The organism is Arthrobacter ulcerisalmonis, from assembly GCF_900609065.1.
Lineage (GTDB): Bacteria > Actinomycetota > Actinomycetes > Actinomycetales > Micrococcaceae > Arthrobacter > Arthrobacter ulcerisalmonis.
In genome coordinates this window covers 46,715-63,170 of sequence record NZ_UXAU01000026.1, presented here as the reverse complement: position 1 = coordinate 63,170, position 16,456 = coordinate 46,715, and the positions used below count along the sequence as shown (strand labels likewise).

Genomic DNA, 16,456 nt, shown 5'->3' with positions numbered 1-16,456 from the left:
AAACTACGCCACGGGGGCGGGACTGTAGTCGATGCCCCAGTCGATGCTGAACGACTCGCCCGGCTGGAGCCAGCGCAGGCCGTCGCCGGTATTGAAGGCATTGGCGGGGCCGGTCATGGGTTCCACCGCCACGGCCCGGCTCCGGCCAGGGTATTCGGTGCTGATGAAAACGTGCACATAACTGCACGCGGCGTCCTGCCACAGGCTGACCTGCTGGCCATCCGCGCCGGCCAGAACGTGCCGGGCTACCCCGCCGTCGAACGCCAAGTCCGTCAGGGCGACATCCACGCTGAGGTCCGCGACGTGTTGGCCGGCGCGGAAGTCGGTGTCACCGCTGACGGGCGCGGTGCTCCGTGGGATCAGGCGTTCATCCGCGATCAAGGCCGTATTCGCGTGGACCGTCAACATCAGGTCTTCGACCGGAACATTCCCCAGGCGGAGGTACGGGTGCGCGCCCAGGACAAAGGGGGCGGGCTGGGCGGCATGGTTTGTCAGGGTCTGCCGCACCGCCAGCCCCAGTTCTTCCGTGAGGGAATACTGCACGCGGTGCCGCGCCAGGAAGGGGTAGCCGTGCTGCGGAAAGATGGTGGCCTCGAGGGTGACTGAGAATTCCGACTCATCGACCAACTGGTAGGCGGTGTTGCGGAGCAGGCCGTGGCTTGCGTTATTCCGGGAGGCCTCAGTGATGTCCAGCTGCTGCTTGCGGCCGTCCAGGAACCAAATCCCGTCAGCAACGCGGTTGGCCCAGGGCGCCAGGGTGATGCCCGTAGCGCCCGGCGCGATCTGGTCATCGCCGTAGGTCTCCGTCAACAGCACCCCGCCGCGTTCATAGGACCGAAGGCCGGCGGCCAGCTCCGTGATCACGGCGAAGGCATCACCCCGGCGGAGCTCGTACTGCCTGCCAGTTGCGTACGCGTGCGCACCCGCGGGTGCGGCCAAAGGAAGAGTCATGGTGGATAGGCTACCCCGAACAAAGCCAGTGACCGAGAAGTTCATTTGTTATTTTTTGTTGCTAACTATTCTTTTTTGATCGAACATGCAAGAATTTTTGCTATGACAGCCATCACAAGCACCACGCTCTCGGACGGTCGGGAACTGATCTACTTCGACGACGCCGGCACCTCGGGCCAGCGCGGAGCGGAGGCGACCGCTGATCATCGCGGACTGCCGGCACGTGGCGAGCCCGGCGAGGTCCGTTTCGATGCGCTGACCGACGAATGGGTAGCCGTGGCGGCGCACCGGCAGGCGCGCACCCATCTGCCGCCGGCTGACCAATGCCCCATCTGCCCCACCACACCCGCCAACGCCACCGAAATCCCGGCGTCGGACTACGACGTCGTGGTTTTCGAGAACAGGTTCCCCTCGCTGGGACCCAGCCTAGGGCCGGCACCTGAGCACCCCGGATGGGGAACCAGCGGACCAGCCCACGGCCGGTGCGAAGTGGTGGCATTTACGCCAGAGCACACCGGCTCCTTCAGCGGGCTCAGCAGCACCCGGTCCAGGACTGTCATTGAAGCGTGGGCACAACGGACGGAGGTGCTGAGCTCCCTGCCGGGCGTCAAACAGGTCTTCCCGTTCGAAAACCGCGGCGCTGACATCGGCGTCACCCTGCACCACCCGCACGGCCAGATCTACGCCTACCCCTACATCACGCCGCGGGCTGGCGCCCTGGGTGCGGCCGCCCGGAAGTTCTACGATGCCAACGATGGTCGGAGCACCTTGACCGGATCGTTGCTGGCCGCAGAACGCCAGGCTGGCAGCCGGATGGTCCTTGAGGGGACGCACTTCAGCGCCTATGTTCCGTTTGCTGCCCGTTGGCCGCTGGAAGTCCACCTGGTGCCGCACCGGCAGGTACCTGACCTGGCTGCCCTGAACGGCGCGGAAAAGGATGAGTTGGCAGAGGTCTACCTCGACCTCCTGAAGCGCATCGACGGACTCTACCCCACCCCTACGCCGTACATCTCCGCGTGGCACCAAGCACCCCTTGATGACCTGCTCCGGCCCGCCAGCTATCTTCATCTCCAGCTCACCTCCCCGCGTCGAGCGGCGGACAAGCTCAAGTACCTGGCAGGCTCGGAAGCGGCCATGGGCGCTTTCATCAACGACACCACCCCCGAAAGTGTCGCCGAGCGCCTGCGCGCCGTGGCCACTACACCCGCACCCGCACCCGCACCCGCACCCGCACCCGCACCCGAGGGAGTTTCCGCATGATCGCCGATCCGGGCCAGCAGACCAACCAGCAGGACGCAGCAGCCAATGGGCTTGCTGCCGGGTTGACAGAGCAGTTCGAAGCAGAATTCGGTGTGGCGCCCGACGGCGTCTGGCAGGCGCCGGGCCGAGTCAACCTCATCGGCGAGCATACCGACTATAACGAGGGCTTCGTGCTGCCGTTCGCTATCGACCGGACGGCGCGGGTGGCTATCCGCGTCCGCCCGGATTCCACGGTGCGACTCCTCTCCACCTATGGCGATCAGGGCATGCTGAGCGTGCCGCTGACGGACCTCAAACCGGGAACGGCCAAGGGCTGGACCAAGTATCCCCTCGGCGTTATGTGGGCCCTGCAGCAGCGCGGCATTGACGTCCCGGGCCTGGACCTGCTGCTCGATTCCACGGTTCCCCTGGGCGCTGGGTTGTCGTCCTCGCACGCGATCGAATGCGCGGTGGTCACCGCGCTCAATGAGCTGACCGGGGCTGGGCTGTCTGCACAGGAGATGGTGCTGGCCACGCAGCAGGCGGAAAACGATTTCGTGGGTGCACCTACCGGCATCATGGATCAATCGGCCTCGTTGCGTGGCGCCTCCGGGCATGCGGTGTTCCTCGATTGCCGTGATCAGCATGCGCGCCTGGTGCCGTTTGAAACGGAACCGGCCGGGCTGGTCATGCTGGTGATCGACACCAAGGTCTCGCACTCCCATGCCGACGGCGGTTACGCCTCCCGTCGGGCGTCCTGCGAGTTGGGGGCCCAAGTCCTCGGTGTCCCGGCCCTGCGGGACGTCCAGGTGGGCGACCTGGAGAAGGCCAGCGGACTGTTGGACGAGCTGACCTTCCGGCGGGTGCGCCATGTGGTGACCGAGGATGATCGGGTGCTGCGGACGGTTGAGTTGCTGGCCAGCCACGGACCGTCGGCGATTGGTGCACTTCTGGACGCCAGCCACGTGTCCATGCGGGACGACTTCGAAATCTCTTGTCCAGAGCTTGACCTCGCAGTGGACACGGCCCGGTCCTCCGGCGCCATTGGCGCCCGGATGACGGGCGGCGGCTTTGGCGGGGCTGCGATTGCGCTGACCCCGGTGAGTGCCGAGCAGCAGGTGCGGGACGCCGTCGTCCGTGCCTTTGCGGCGGCCGGCTATACGTCCCCGGAGATCTTCACCGTCTCCCCCGCAGCCGGTGCCATGCGCGTGGCCTAGCCGGCCAACCCATTTTAAAAGCCCGAGGGCCCCACCAGATGGTGGGGCCCTCGTTGTCTAACGTCCGACGGCGGCCGGTACGGGAAGGAGCTAGTCGTCCCCGCGCAGGATGGCCAGCAGGCGGATGATCTCCACGTAGAGCCAGACCAAGGTGACGGTCAGGCCAAATGCTGCGGTCCAGGAGAAGCGCTGCGGAGCGCCGCTGCGGACGCCCGCCTCGATGCTGGTGAAATCCATGACCAGCGAGAAAGCGGCCAGGCCTATGGCCAAGAGACCGATGACCACGCCGATGACGCCGCTGCGCATGCCGAACATGCCCTGGCTGAGTCCGGTCATCATCATGACCAGGTTGACGATGGAGAACAGTGCGTAGCCACACATGGCGATCATGAAGAAGCGCATGGCCTTGGGGCTGGCCCGGACCTTGCCGCTCTTGAACAGCAACAGGGTCACGGCGAAGACGGACAGCGTGCCGACGACAGCCTGCAGCCCAACGCCCGGGTATTGGGTGTCGAGGATCCGGGTCAGTCCGCCCAGGAACAGACCCTCAAGGCCGGCGTACGCGAGGATGAGCGCCGGGGAGGGCTGCTTCTTGAAGGTGTTGACCATGGCCAGCGCAAAGCCGCCCAAGGCACCGACGATCATCAGCATGGACGCCAAGCCCAAGCTGACGGTCAGCGAGATAGCCGCACCCACCACCACCGTGCCGAGGCAGAGGGCGGTCTTGATGATGACATCGTCGAAGGTCATCCGGCCGGTGTCGGCCGGGCCGGCAGCAGGCTGGTTGTACATCTGCTGCAGTTGGTCGTTGGACAGGCCCTGGGTCTGGGTGTTGCTCCAGCCCTGCTGGCCGTACGGAGCCTGACCATAGGCGGCCTGCGGAACAGGCGGTGCTTGGGTGGCTCCACGGAAACTCTTTCCGTTGAAGATCGGGTTGCCGCCGAGTGCCATTACGGTATTCCTCCATGCGAGTGGGTGATGTGAACCTTTGGAGTTCACGCTACCAATTTTCACGAGGCAGGGGCGGTGAAAGTTCCCCAGATGTCGGCGGTGCAACCCAACCGTGACCCAACTATCAGCGTGGTCCCGGAAACCTCCCCGGCGGCGCTCGATAGCAAACTGTTAAGAAATACCGTTACTCAACAAAAGTTTCTTTAGCATTCCTACATTTTTGAAACAAACTGGCTACACAGTTGTTATGGGATCGCGACCAACGCCGCCCTGAACTGCAGCAATATCCCTGCAATTCGCGCTGTAGCATAAGCCAAGCAGGGTGACGGAACTCACATCCGTGAGTGGTGCCTCATCTCAGTCATCAACCCAACCCTGCGTCCGTTCGCAGCTGCAAAGGCGCAGCCGAGACCGTCCCCAAGTGGAGGTTTTCAATTTGAGAAGTATTACCCTGGGCCTGCGGGCCGGAGGCCGTGGGTTGAGACTGTTGGGAGCCCTCAGCGCTGCCATCGTCGCCATCCTGCTCGCGGTAGCACCGGCGTCGCTGGCCGCTTCCCCGTCCCCGACACCACCCCCGTCGAACCAGACCTTCCAAAACAACATCAGCGGTTTCCTCCGCGACGACACCCGAGCACCCCTGGCGGACGTGAAACTCACTGCCACCAGTGGTTCCTTCACCGGAACGGCCACGTCCGGCGCCAACGGCGCCTGGACCATCGGCGTCCCGGACCAAGGCACCTACACCGTGGAACTTGATGAGTCCACCCTCCCTGAGGGCATCAAGCTGGCCGATGGCCAGGAGAATCCCCGCGATGTGACGTTCAGCCAGACCTCCAACCTGTCGGTCATCTTTGCGTTCGGCAAGGGCATCGTGGTCCAGCAGCAGGACTTCGGCCAGAACCTCATCAACCGGCTGGTGGCTGGCCTGAGCTTCGGGCTGCTCCTGGCGCTGGCGTCGGTGGGCCTATCCCTGATCTTCGGCACCACCGGCCTCACCAACTTTGCCCACGGCGAGATGGTGACCTTGGGTGCGGTGCTGGTGTTCGGCTTCAACGCCCTGGGCCTGCCGTTCTGGCTGGCGATCGTACTGGCGCTGGCAGGCGGCGGACTCTTCGGCTACGCCCAGGACCGTGGGCTCTGGCGCCCGTTGCGACGTCGCGGAACCGGTTTGGTGCCCATGATGATCGTCAGCATCGGCCTGGCGCTTGCGGTCCGTTATGTCATCCAGTTCTTCTTCGGTGGCGCCACGCAGCAACTGCCCTACGCGCAGAGTCCCGAGATCCAGATTGGGCCGGTCTCCATCTCGCCCAACAACCTGTGGTCCTTGGGCATCAGCGCAGCGGTGATCGCGCTCGTGGGCATCGTGTTGTTGAAGACCCGGTTGGGCAAGGCGACTCGAGCCGTGGCAGATAACCCCTCGCTCGCTGCAGCGTCGGGGATCGACGTCGACGGCGTGATTCGGCTCGTGTGGATCACCGGTGGAATGCTGGCCTCGCTGGGCGGTATCCTCTGGGCGTACTACCGGCCCGGCGTGACCTTCGATATGGGGTCGGCGATCCTGCTGCTCATCTTCGCGGGCGTCACCCTGGGTGGTCTGGGTACCGTGTTTGGCGCCCTCATCGGCTCCATCATCGTGGGCATCTTCGTGGAACTGACCACGGTGTTTGGCCTCGCCGCCGACCTCAAATATGTCGGCGCACTCTTCATCATGATCGTTGTCCTTTTGTTCCGGCCACAGGGAATCCTGGGCCGACGCGAGCGCGTGGGTTAGGAGACAGCCATGGACTTTGGATTCATTCTCACCAGCGCTGCCAGCGAAATTTTCAGTCCGACGACGGCGGCGTATGCGCTTGCCGCACTCGGGCTCGCCGTGCACTTCGGCTACTCCGGCCTGCTGAACTTTGGCCAGGCCGGCTTCATGGCCGTGGGCGCGTACGGTTTCGCCGTGTCCACCCTGACGTTTGGCGTCCCCTTCTTCGTAGGCCTGCTGATCGCCATCCTCGCGTCGGCGGTCTTTGCGTTGCTGCTGGGTATTCCCACCCTGCGGCTCAGGGCCGACTACCTGGCCATTGTGACCATCGCGGCAGCGGAAATTGTCCGCTACATCGTGACCACCAACCAGCTGACCGGCGTGACCGGTTCGGCCAACGGCCTGGCCGCGTTCGAGGGCGGCTTCTACTCCATGAACCCGTTCCCCGAGGGCAGCTACCTGGGCATGAACAATCGTGACTTCTTCATCCGCGTGGTGGGTTGGGCGCTAGTTGCGCTCTGCTGCCTGCTGGTCTGGTTGCTGATGCGCAGCCCGTGGGGCCGGGTGCTGAAGGGTATCCGCGAGGACGAAAACGCCGTCCGCTCACTCGGCAAGAACGTCTACGCCTACAAAATGCAGGCGTTGATCATCGGTGGCGTCCTGGGCGCCCTCGCCGGGATGATATTTACCCTTCCTCGTGGTGCCGTCCAACCGGCCAACTACGGCACAGAGCTGACCTTCTTCCTGTACACCTGCCTCCTGCTGGGTGGCTTGGGCACGGTCCTGGGGCCGGTGATTGGCGCCATGATCTTCTGGGTGGTCCTGTCCTTGACGCAGGGTGTGCTGTACGGACTGATTGAATCGGGCGCCGTGACGTGGCTCAACACCGTCCAGGCAGGCCAGCTGCGCTACATCCTGGTGGGTGTGGCGTTGATGCTGCTGATGATCTTCAGGCCGCAAGGCGTGTTTGGAAACAAGAAGGAGCTGGCGTTCGCATGAGCCTGCATAGCGAAGAACCCGCGGTGGCCGAGTCAGGCGAGCCTGACTACATGAACGACACCCGGCCCATCGCGGCCGGCGATCCCAGCCCGGGCTGCAAGAAGCGCGATCCCATTGTGGTAGCCGAAAACGTCACCAGGAGCTTTGGCGGCATCAACGCCGTCGACGTCGAATACCTCGAAATCCCGCGGCACAAGATCACGGCCTTGATCGGGCCCAACGGCGCGGGGAAAACCACCCTCTTCAACCTGCTCACCGGCTTCGATACCCCAAACAGCGGCAAGTGGCAGTTCGAGGGCAAGAGCATCGCCGGCGTGTCGCCTTACAAGGTGGCACGGATGGGAATGGTCAGGACCTTCCAACTGACAAAGGTCATGGGAAAGCTGACGGTGATGGAGAACATGCGCCTCGGCGCAGCCAACCAGCCGGGCGAAAGCCTCTCCAAGGCACTGTTCAAGGGCATGTGGGGTGGCCGGGAGAAACAGATCACGGCCGAGGCCGACGTGTTGCTGGCCAAGTTCAAGCTGGACGCCAAGAAAGATGATTACGCCGCGTCCCTCTCAGGCGGCCAGCGGAAACTCCTGGAAATGGCGCGGTCCCTGATGGTGCGGCCCAAACTGGTCATGCTGGACGAACCTATGGCAGGCGTTAATCCAGCACTGACCCAATCACTGCTGGACCACATCAAGAACCTCAAAGCAGAGGGCATGACCGTCTTGTTCGTTGAACACGACATGCACATGGTCCGGCACATTGCCGACTGGGTGGTGGTCATGGCCGAAGGCAAGGTGGTGGCCGAGGGACCGCCCAACGAGGTGATGAAGAATCCGGCCGTGATCGACGCTTATCTCGGCGCCCACCATGACGTGGACCTGGGAGATTCGGACGGAATCCGGGAATTGGCCGCTGAACTCGTGGCAGACGAAGAGTCGATTGTGGGCACGGAGAACGCCGGCATCATCGCGGTGGACGTTGTGGCCACCGACGAGGAAAGGAAGAGCCAATGAGCAGCACCAGCGCGGCAGCAGCCGCCCAGCCCGTCAGCGATACCGACGCGGTAGTGAGCGTCAAGGACCTGGTAGCTGGCTACCTGCCCGGCGTGAACATCCTCAACGGCTGCAGCATTGAGGCCCGCAAGGGCGAGCTGATTGGCATCATCGGACCCAACGGCGCCGGTAAGTCGACGCTGCTGAAGGCCATGTTTGGACTCGTCAAGGTGCATTCCGGGACGGTGGTGGTGCGTGGCCAGGACATCACCGGACTCAAAGCCAACAAGCTGGTCAGCCGTGGTGTGGGCTTCGTGCCGCAGACTAACAACGTCTTTGCGGCGCTGACCATCGAGGAAAACCTGCAGATGGGCATGTTCCAGCGACCCAAGGACTTCGCCCAGCGGTTCGACTTCGTCACCAGCCTGTTCCCCGAGTTGGGGACGCGGCGGGCGCAACGGGCCGGTTCACTCTCGGGCGGTGAGCGCCAGATGGTGGCCATGGGCCGGGCCCTGATGATGGATCCAGCGGTGCTGCTCCTGGACGAGCCCTCCGCCGGCCTCTCCCCCGTCAAACAGGACGAGACCTTCTTGCGCGTGCACGAGATCAACAGGGCAGGCGTGTCGGTGATCATGGTGGAGCAGAATGCCCGCCGGTGCCTGCAGATCTGCGACCGTGGCTATGTCCTTGACCAAGGCCGGGACGCCTACACGGGCACCGGCCGGGAGCTCATGAAGGACCCCAAGGTCATTCAGCTCTACCTGGGTACGTTGGCTGACACTGTCGAGGAAGAGGGCAAGCAGCACTGACCTCCGGCAACACCTCAGCGGCCGCTGTCGCCACCCTCAGGGTGGTGACAGCGGCCGCTTCTTTGTGTCTCGACCAGCTATCCTCGCTATGCCTAGGTGCGTGGTTGGGTCAACACAGACCAGCGGCCACTGTACCTCCCCCAATGAAAGGTGCAGTGGCCGCTGGTTCCGGGTCTGCCTAGGCTGCCCCGGATGGATTCAGGAAGGGCTTAGAGCTTGCCGAACTCTTCCTTGACTGCTGAGTAGGTGTTGTCGTCCTGGTACTCGTAGATGCCGATGTAGGCCTCCGTAGGGTCGCCAGCGTCGGAGAACGTGACGGGTCCGGACTGGCCGTCGTAGTCAGCGTCCTTGCCCTCACGGATGAGGGTCACGCAGGCAGCAAACGAGGTGCACTTCTCGCCGCCTTCAGAGACTTCCTTCAACTTCGCGGCAATGTCCACGCCCTTGGTGCTGCCGGCCGCTTCGGTGGCCAGCGCAATCAGGTTGACGGCGTCGTAGGACTCGCCAGCGTAGCTGTAGTCCTTCAGCGCCGGGTCAATGGCCAGCAACTTCTTCTTGAAGTCAGCTTGGGCGAACGTGCCCGGGATGGTACCGCGAGCGCCCTTCAACGTGCCGGCCTGGAAGTCCTTGCTGTAGTCGGACGTGTTGCCGTCCACCAGGAACATCTGGGTTGGCTTGACGCCCTTGCCGGTCATCAGCGGAACGATGCTCTTGGCCTGATCGAACGTGATCAGGGCAATCGCGTCAGGCTTGGCGGCAAGAATCTTGTCCACCTGGCTGCTGAACTGCGTGTCACCTTCGTTGAAGAGTTCCTCTGCGACGACCTTGCCGCCGGCCGCTTCAAACGCCGACTTCACGTTGGAGGCCAAGCCGGTGCCGTAGGCATCGTTGAGGACGATCATGCCGACGGTCTGTGCACCACACGTTGCCATGTAGTTGCCCAGCACCTTGCCCTGAAGCACGTCAGAGGGTGCGGTACGCCAGTAGAGGCCCTTGTCATCCCAGGTGGTGAAGTCCGGAGACGTGTTGGCCGGCGAGAACTGGATAACGCCTGCACCAGTGATCTGGTTGATCACCGTCTTGGAAACACCCGAGGAAGCAGCACCGATGATGGCACTGACGCCCTGGCCGAGGAGAGCCGAGGTGGACTGCGTGGCAATGTCCGTCTTGGTATCACCGGAATCACGGTGGATGACCTCGATGGGCTTGCCGAGGACGCCTCCCGCAGCATTGACTTCGGCGACGCCCAAGTTGACACCGGCGATCTCGGGCGGGCCGAGGAAAGCCAGCGAGCCGGTCGTGGGGAGCAGCGAGCCGATCTTAAGTGCCGTGTCGGTGCTGCCCTTGGTGGCTGGCACGGTCGCTGGGGCCGCCGCCTGGCTGGCTGCTGCCCCGGCGCCGGCCTCAGGTGCCGGACAGGAAATGCCGGCGGTAGAGGCGGATGCGGAATCGGTCGCCGTGGGTGTGGACGAACCGCCGCAAGCTGTTGCCATGAAGGCAACGCCGATGCCAAGCACTGTCAGCTTGGCAACGCGGGTTCCCATCTGGGGGAATGAAGTCATGTACGAACTCCTCGATCTAAAGGTGCGAACGGCCTTTGACGCGAAAGAACCAGGTGATCCTGATTAGGCTTCAAGCTAGTGCAAATAGCAGCCGAACATAAGTGACTGAGGTCACATCCTTATAACAGTCGTTGCATATGCGAAATTAAGCGCCGGCTGGGACGTTGCCATCGGGCGTCGAGAAAGAGAAGCGGCCCCGGATCCCTTCAGAACTGAAGGGACGCGGAGCCGCTCGGTCAGTACCCCAGGTGGGACTCGAACCCACAACACGCAGATTTTAAGTCTGCTGCCTCTGCCAATTGGGCTACTGGGGCAACTGGTCCATCTTAGCCCGTCACGCCACGCCGAATGCTGCTGCGTAGCGGAAGGTGCCATGCACGCCGCCCGGCCACAGCGCCAAGGGCAGCAGCTGGAAATGCTCACCCCAAGCCGGTTCCGGGGCCATTACTCCGAAGTTGGCTGCGGGGACGAACCCGAACCTGGCGTAGTAGTCGGGACTGCCCAGGAGGGCGATCCCACACTCCCCCGCCGCATTAGCCCGGACGATACTCTCGTTGATCAGTGCCGAACCTATTCCGTGCTGCTGCAACCGAGGGACAACGGCCACCGGGCCGAGTCCCAGGAGCTGGTGCTCGCCCGCCCAGCCGCGGGTGCTGATGCAATGGCCCACCACTTCTCCGTCCAACAGGGCCACCACGCTGAGGTCGGGGAGATATTCGTCGGCGTCGAACAGTCCGCGAAGGACTGCCACCTCGGTGGGCTCGCCGTCCACGGGCAAGCCGGTGACAGGCGATATGGCGAACGCTGCAGCCACCACCCCAAGGATCGCCTCGCGGTCAGCCGGCGTCTCGGCCCGGAGCTCCAGTTCGCGGTGCGGGGCCTGCCTGCTCTCGGCCGAGAGCTCGTGCAGGACTTCGAGGGCTCGGGGCGCGTCCGCAGCAGGGACCAGCAGGTGGTCGTGGTGGAATCCCGCCAGGACATTGCAGCTGATCCGCGCCGCTGCCAGCGCTGTCCCAAAAGCCGCCGTCAGCCCCACCGCATCAAGTTCAGAATGGACGCCCAGGGTCAGCCAAGCTGCGACGTAGCTGTAGTCCAGCCCCAAGCGGTCCGCGGTTGCCCGTGCCAAGACCACAGTGAGCCCTTCATCCTCGCGCACCACCGCTTCCACCGTGGCCGGGAGCGGCGTTCCGTCCGGCCAGGCCACATAGACAAACTCGCCGTCCCGCTGAACGGGTGCCATCGAGGCCAAAAGGGTCTGCAGATCCGAAGCAGTCATCGGACCAGTCTAGGAGCCAGCCAAACCGGCAGCCGGCAACCGCCGCGCCCACCACGATGAATCAACGCCCGCCACAGCAAAAACGGCGGCCGCCCCTCGAAAGGGGCGGCCGCCGTCGTACATTATGCAGACCCTGCGTCAGGCAGTGACTGTGCTAAACCTACTTGGCGTCAGCCGAGACGGGCTGCTTGGGATCAACCTTGGTCTTCTCCGCAGCGTCAGCTTCGGGAGCCGGTGCGGGCGTGACAACGGGCTTGGGAGCCGGCGTTGCCGCAGCCACGAAGGCAGCGCGGGGGTTGTCCAGGTCCAGCAGCTGCGTGGTGTCGCGGCCGGCAAAGAAGCGGATGACCCAGTTGCCAACAACGCGGACCTTGCGCTCCACCGTGGGCATGGCCATGCCGTGGTAGCCGCGGTGTGCCAGCCATGCCAGCGGGCCCTTCAAGCCGATGCGGCCCAAGAGGTTGATGTTCGCGACACCCTTCCACTCGCCGAAGCCAGCCACAGCACCAAGGTTCTTGTGCTTGTAGTCGTGCATCGGCTTATCCCAGCGGGAAGCCCACAAGTTCTTCGCGAGGCGCTTGGCCTGGCGGAGAGCGTGCTGGGCGTTGGGGACACAGGTGCCGTCCGGGAGGCCCTTGCCGGTGAGGTCCGGAACGGCGGCGATGTCGCCAGCGGCCCAGGCGTTCTCGACAATGCCTTCGTCGCCACCGATCCGCAGATCGGGGAGGGTGCGGACGCGGCCGCGCGGTTCCAGCGGGAAGTCGGTGGAGCGGACCATCGGGTTGGCCTGCACGCCGGCAGCCCAGACCAAGGTGTCTGCTTCGATTTCCTGCGCGGGGGTCTTGTCCGGCAGGTTGATCAGCTTGAGGCTGCCATCTGCGTTGTCCAAGGACGTGTTGAGCAGAACCTCGATGCCGCGGCTGCGGAGGTGCTCCACCACCCATTCGGCCTGGCTGGCAGTCACTTCCGGCATGATCCGGCCCATGGCCTCAACCAGGACGAAGCGGACTTCCTCCTGCTTGATGCGCGGGTTGTTCTTGACTGCGGCCCGGGCAAGGTCTTCCATTTCGGTGAGGCATTCGATGCCGGCGAAGCCGCCACCCACCACAACGAACGTCAGTGCGCGGGCACGCTCGGCCGGGTCCGTCATGACGGAAGCCCGCTCGATGCTGTCAAGGACCTTGTTGCGCAGGGCAACGGCTTCCTCGATGGTCTTCAGGCCAATGCCCTTTTCCGCGAGGCCCTTGATGGGGAACGTGCGGGTAATGGCTCCGGCTGCGAGGACCACGTCGAAGTACGGGATCTCGAAGTTTTCGCCGCCGTCGGACGGAGCGATCACTGCGGTGCGGTTCGCGTGGTCAATGGAGGTGACGCGACCCTGGATGAGTTCGGTCTGCTTGAGGTGCTGGCGGTGCGAAACCACCGCGTGGCGCGCCTCAATGTTGCCGCCTGCCACCTCGGGCAGGAACGGCTGGTAGGTCATGTAAGGCAGTGGATCCACGAGGGTGATAATGCCACCGGCATTCGCGATCTTCTTCTGCAGTTTGAGTGCTACGTACAGGCCGACGTAACCGCCGCCGACGATAAGTACCCTGGGACGGTCCTGGAGCTCTGTGGGGGTTGCCATGATTTAAGGATACAACAGTTTGTGAAAATCTTCACTAACTGCGTTTTGGCTCTCCTCAGCCCGGTTTTCCGCCGGAATCGACGCGCTGCATGGCCCCCGTTTCGGGCTCCTCCACCATCAGCGCCGGGTTCCGTGCGGTACGCCGCAGCTGAATGGCCGCTACCGCGATGATGAGCACAAACAGGACAGCAAAACCGATCACGACGGCGGCGCCAATGGCGCTGTCCCGCTGCGACGGTGCCACTGCTGCTGGCACCGTTGGATCCGGCAGGGTGGGTGCAGCGCTCGGCACCTCCGTGGGTGCGGCTGGCGCCACCGTCGCGGGAATGCCGCGGCGGTGGACCCGGATCCATTCAGCGATGGACCCCAAGGGGTTGCTTGTGGTCTCCGGGACGTCATCCTTCAGCGCAGCTTCTGCGTTCAGAACGCCATAGCCATACAGCGGATCCTTGCCGGGCGCGCCTGCGTCCTTGGCCGTAGTGACGATCCGGTTGATGACCTGCTTGGCGGACATGGCCGGCCACTTAGACCTGATCAGCGCCGCGACACCGGCCACGATGGGGGTGGAGCCGGACGTCCCCGCCCACTCCGCATAGCCGCCACCGGGCAGGCCGCCCACCAGGTCTTCTGCGGGCGCGGCGACGCCGATGCTGATGCCCTGCGATGATGCGTCCACGCTCGCCACACCTTGCCGGTCCAGGCCAGCGACGGTCAGGACGCCGGGGATGGTTGCGGGGGCGCCCACCTGGACGCTGCCGCCAACCCGGTTACCCGCTGCGGCCACCACCACCACATCTTTCTGCTCGGCGTAGAGAAAGGCAGCGTCCCAGCTCTGTGGCCACTGTGGGTTGGTGCTCCCGAGCGAGATGTTGATGACCTTGGCACCGTTGTCCACGGCCCAGCGGACCGCCTCTGGAATTTGGTCTTGGTCGCTTTTGCCGGACGGGTTGGCTGAACCCAGCCAAGTGGAGACGGAGAGGATTTGCGCTTCCGGTGCCACGCCGACGATGCCGTCAGGGTTAACTCCCCCGGGCGCCGGCGTTGGTGTGGCAGTAGCGCTTGGGCTCGCACTGGCAGTGGGTGGCGGCGGCTGGTGCCCGCGGCCCGCCAGCATGGTAGCAACCAACGTGCCGTGCTCAGGCTTGGAACCTACGCTGCGCTGGCCATCTGCCGCGCCGGAACCGGACGCGTCATAGCCGCCCACCAGGGCGCCCTTGAGGTCAGGATGGGTTCCGTCGACGCCACTGTCGATCACGGCGACCTTGACACCCGCGCCCTTTGACACTTCCCAAGCTTTGGTGATGCCTGATTCGGCCAGCCAGTATTCCTTGTCACGCCAGTCATCGGCGTGGGCTGGACTGGCGCTAACCAGTCCGCCCACCAGGCAACATCCCGCAACGGCAAGGGCCAAGGCAGCGGACAGGGTCTTGTTGAGGGGCGAAGCCGCCCGCGACGAGGAAGGCATGGTTCAGCCGACACTCAAGGCGATGCCGTCAAGGATGTCGTGTTCACTGGCCACGGCAGTGGTGATCCGACCACCCGTTAGCTCAGCCACGCGCTCCAGGATCCGGGACCAGACCAGCCCACCAGCACCAATGACATCCACCCTGCCCGGATGCATGAACGGCAGTTCCGCCCGTTGCTCCCGGGCCAGGTCGGTCAGGTCGGTAGCGGCGGCCTGAAAAGTCGCCAACGGTAACTCGGCGCCGTGGATGGCAGCAGGCGAGTATACGCCCAGGCCCAGGGCGTGGGCGGCAATCGTGGTCACCGACCCGGCAACGCCCACGACGGCGGTGGCGCGCCCCAGCGGCACGTCCTGACCGGCGCGGTCAATGGCGGCGTCGATGTCTACCAGCGCCGCAGCCCGCTGCTCCTGCGTGGGCGGATCACTGCGCAGGTGGCGTTCGGTCAGCCGGACACAGCCGATGTCCACGGATTTTGCGGCGATGACACCCTGGGCATTGCCCAGCACGAACTCAGTACTGCCACCGCCCAGGTCGACCACCAGGACTTCCTGACCCGCCAGCACGGGCAGGACGCTGCTGGCGCCGGCAAAGGACAGGGCTGCTTCTTCCACGCCAGTAATGACTTCCGGCTCGACGCCCAGGCGTGCCCGGATGCCAGCGACAAAATCGTCGCGATTCCGTGCGTCGCGGCTTGCGGAGGTGGCCACGAAACGGACGACGGCGGCACCGTGCTGGGCGATCAGTGCGGCGTAATCCTCGGTGGCGGCAAAAGTGCGCTCGAGGGCGGCCGCTGACAGTTCGCCGGTCGCATCGACGCCTTCTCCGAGCCGGACCACCCGCATCTCGCGGACAACGTCGGTGACGGTGGTGGTCCCGGCCGTGCGCTCAATATCGGCGATCAGCAGGCGGATAGAGTTGGTGCCGCAGTCAATGGCGGCCACGCGGGTCATTCGGCCGCCCCGGGTGTGGTCGCAGCTTTCCGAACGGGAGCTGGCCGGCCCACCAGCTCCGGGAGCCCCTGCGGTCCGTGCCGGCTCAGGTCCCTGGACGGCACGTCGCCAGCCGAATCCCAGGCCCCATCGCAGTAGCAACGATCGGCGGTCCACCATTCACTGATCCGCTCCAAGGCTGCGTCCCCCAGTGGGTTGACGCCATGTCCGGCCGCAAGGGAATGGCCCACCAGAACGTGCAGGCACTTCACCCGGGTAGGCATGCCGCCCGCGGAGATCCCGTCGATTTCCGGCACGGCGCCAATGCCAGAGCGCTGGCCGATGGCGTCCCGGGCTGCAAGGTAGTCCTGGTGCGCGGCTGCATAGGTGGTGGCAAGGCCCGGATTGTCGGCCAACGACTCGTTCATTTCGTTCATCACACCGGTGGCCTCGAGCCGGGACACAGCAGAGGTGATCACCGGGTGCGTCAGGTAAAAGGTGGTGGGGAACGGCGTACCGTTGCTCAGCCGGGGGGCGGTAGCTGCCACCAATGGGTTGCCACACACGCATCGGGCAGGAATCTCCACCACGTCCCGGACCGGCCGGCCCAGTTGCCTGCTCAGCACATCGAGGTCGTGGGCAGATGGTTGGCGGGTTTCATCCCGGGCGGCTGCCGTGTTGGTTTCCACGTCGC

General features: G+C 64.5%; 14 protein-coding genes and 1 tRNA gene. 6 read left to right on the top strand and 9 right to left on the bottom strand.

The window, feature by feature from the left end; genetic code table 11:
• Nucleotides 1–3 precede the first annotated feature (3 nt).
• A complete protein-coding gene (locus PSET11_RS09700) occupies nt 4–951 on the bottom strand; it encodes an aldose 1-epimerase family protein (RefSeq protein WP_124091901.1) in 948 nt (315 codons plus the stop codon).
• A 102-nt stretch (nt 952–1,053) separates the two neighbouring features.
• Between PSET11_RS09700 and galT the strand changes: the two genes are divergently transcribed.
• Both galT and galK read left to right on the top strand, forming a co-directional pair.
• On the top strand, nt 1,054–2,211 hold the full coding sequence (galT, locus tag PSET11_RS09695) for a galactose-1-phosphate uridylyltransferase (RefSeq protein ID WP_124091900.1): 1,158 nt from the start codon (nt 1,054–1,056) through the stop codon (nt 2,209–2,211).
• On the top strand, nt 2,208–3,407 hold the full coding sequence (gene galK, locus PSET11_RS09690; protein ID WP_124091899.1) for a galactokinase: 1,200 nt from the start codon (nt 2,208–2,210) through the stop codon (nt 3,405–3,407). The genes galT and galK overlap by 4 nt, the downstream gene beginning before the upstream one ends.
• Before the next feature lie 90 nt (nt 3,408–3,497).
• Here galK and PSET11_RS09685 read toward each other — a convergent pair whose 3' ends face one another.
• Nucleotides 3,498–4,358 (bottom strand): Bax inhibitor-1/YccA family protein, encoded by an 861-nt coding sequence (locus PSET11_RS09685; protein WP_124091898.1) that lies wholly within the window; start codon nt 4,356–4,358, stop codon nt 3,498–3,500.
• 487 nt (nt 4,359–4,845) lie between these two features.
• Here PSET11_RS09685 and PSET11_RS09680 point away from each other — a divergent pair, with 487 nt between their 5' ends.
• The 4 genes from PSET11_RS09680 to PSET11_RS09665 are packed head-to-tail and all read left to right on the top strand — an operon-like array spanning nt 4,846 to nt 8,902.
• Nucleotides 4,846–6,129: a branched-chain amino acid ABC transporter permease gene (locus tag PSET11_RS09680; protein ID WP_203415950.1), complete on the top strand. Its 1,284-nt coding sequence runs from the start codon at nt 4,846–4,848 to the stop codon at nt 6,127–6,129.
• Nucleotides 6,130–6,138: 9 nt separating this feature from the next.
• Nucleotides 6,139–7,107, top strand: coding sequence for a branched-chain amino acid ABC transporter permease (locus PSET11_RS09675; protein WP_124091896.1), 969 nt, complete (start codon nt 6,139–6,141; stop codon nt 7,105–7,107).
• A complete protein-coding gene (locus PSET11_RS09670; RefSeq protein WP_124091895.1) occupies nt 7,104–8,114 on the top strand; it encodes an ABC transporter ATP-binding protein in 1,011 nt (336 codons plus the stop codon). Before PSET11_RS09675 ends, PSET11_RS09670 begins: the two co-directional genes overlap by 4 nt.
• Nucleotides 8,111–8,902, top strand: a complete 792-nt coding sequence (locus PSET11_RS09665) for an ABC transporter ATP-binding protein (RefSeq protein WP_124091894.1) — start codon at nt 8,111–8,113, stop codon at nt 8,900–8,902. The genes PSET11_RS09670 and PSET11_RS09665 overlap by 4 nt, the downstream gene beginning before the upstream one ends.
• A gap of 209 nt (nt 8,903–9,111) precedes the next feature.
• Here the strand turns inward: PSET11_RS09665 and PSET11_RS09660 are convergent, their stop codons facing one another.
• The 7 genes from PSET11_RS09660 to PSET11_RS09630 form a co-directional block, all read right to left on the bottom strand.
• The gene (locus tag PSET11_RS09660) at nt 9,112–10,464 is read right to left on the bottom strand and encodes an ABC transporter substrate-binding protein (protein ID WP_124091893.1); all 1,353 of its coding nucleotides are present in this window, start codon (nt 10,462–10,464) and stop codon (nt 9,112–9,114) included.
• A gap of 240 nt (nt 10,465–10,704) precedes the next feature.
• A tRNA-Leu gene (locus tag PSET11_RS09655) sits at nt 10,705–10,778 on the bottom strand.
• 20 nt (nt 10,779–10,798) lie between these two features.
• Nucleotides 10,799–11,740, bottom strand: coding sequence for an N-acetyltransferase (locus tag PSET11_RS09650; protein WP_124091892.1), 942 nt, complete (start codon nt 11,738–11,740; stop codon nt 10,799–10,801).
• A 160-nt stretch (nt 11,741–11,900) separates the two neighbouring features.
• Nucleotides 11,901–13,367, bottom strand: coding sequence for an NAD(P)/FAD-dependent oxidoreductase (locus tag PSET11_RS09645; RefSeq protein ID WP_124091891.1), 1,467 nt, complete (start codon nt 13,365–13,367; stop codon nt 11,901–11,903).
• 55 nt (nt 13,368–13,422) lie between these two features.
• Nucleotides 13,423–14,832 (bottom strand): S8 family serine peptidase, encoded by a 1,410-nt coding sequence (locus PSET11_RS09640; RefSeq protein WP_124091890.1) that lies wholly within the window; start codon nt 14,830–14,832, stop codon nt 13,423–13,425.
• A 3-nt stretch (nt 14,833–14,835) separates the two neighbouring features.
• Nucleotides 14,836–15,783 carry a Ppx/GppA phosphatase family protein gene (locus PSET11_RS09635; protein WP_124091889.1) on the bottom strand — a complete coding sequence of 316 codons (948 nt, stop codon included), beginning with the start codon at nt 15,781–15,783 and terminating at the stop codon, nt 14,836–14,838.
• On the bottom strand, nt 15,780–16,451 hold the full coding sequence (locus tag PSET11_RS09630; RefSeq protein WP_124091888.1) for a DUF501 domain-containing protein: 672 nt from the start codon (nt 16,449–16,451) through the stop codon (nt 15,780–15,782). The genes PSET11_RS09635 and PSET11_RS09630 overlap by 4 nt, the downstream gene beginning before the upstream one ends.
• Between the last annotated feature and the right edge of the window lie 5 nt (nt 16,452–16,456).

Excerpts from the sequence above, each read along its gene's own strand:
- PSET11_RS09700 (WP_124091901.1), bottom strand. The coding sequence starts at position 951 with ATGACTCTTCCTTTGGCCGCACCCGCGGGTGCGCACGCGTACGCAACT.
- galT (WP_124091900.1), top strand. The coding sequence starts at position 1,054 with ATGACAGCCATCACAAGCACCACGCTCTCGGACGGTCGGGAACTGATC.
- galK (WP_124091899.1), top strand. The coding sequence starts at position 2,208 with ATGATCGCCGATCCGGGCCAGCAGACCAACCAGCAGGACGCAGCAGCC.
- PSET11_RS09685 (WP_124091898.1), bottom strand. The coding sequence starts at position 4,358 with ATGGCACTCGGCGGCAACCCGATCTTCAACGGAAAGAGTTTCCGTGGA.
- PSET11_RS09675 (WP_124091896.1), top strand. The coding sequence starts at position 6,139 with ATGGACTTTGGATTCATTCTCACCAGCGCTGCCAGCGAAATTTTCAGT.
- PSET11_RS09670 (WP_124091895.1), top strand. The coding sequence starts at position 7,104 with ATGAGCCTGCATAGCGAAGAACCCGCGGTGGCCGAGTCAGGCGAGCCT.
- PSET11_RS09665 (WP_124091894.1), top strand. The coding sequence starts at position 8,111 with ATGAGCAGCACCAGCGCGGCAGCAGCCGCCCAGCCCGTCAGCGATACC.
- PSET11_RS09660 (WP_124091893.1), bottom strand. The coding sequence starts at position 10,464 with ATGACTTCATTCCCCCAGATGGGAACCCGCGTTGCCAAGCTGACAGTG.
- PSET11_RS09650 (WP_124091892.1), bottom strand. The coding sequence starts at position 11,740 with ATGACTGCTTCGGATCTGCAGACCCTTTTGGCCTCGATGGCACCCGTT.
- PSET11_RS09645 (WP_124091891.1), bottom strand. The coding sequence starts at position 13,367 with ATGGCAACCCCCACAGAGCTCCAGGACCGTCCCAGGGTACTTATCGTC.
- PSET11_RS09640 (WP_124091890.1), bottom strand. The coding sequence starts at position 14,832 with ATGCCTTCCTCGTCGCGGGCGGCTTCGCCCCTCAACAAGACCCTGTCC.
- PSET11_RS09635 (WP_124091889.1), bottom strand. The coding sequence starts at position 15,783 with ATGACCCGCGTGGCCGCCATTGACTGCGGCACCAACTCTATCCGCCTG.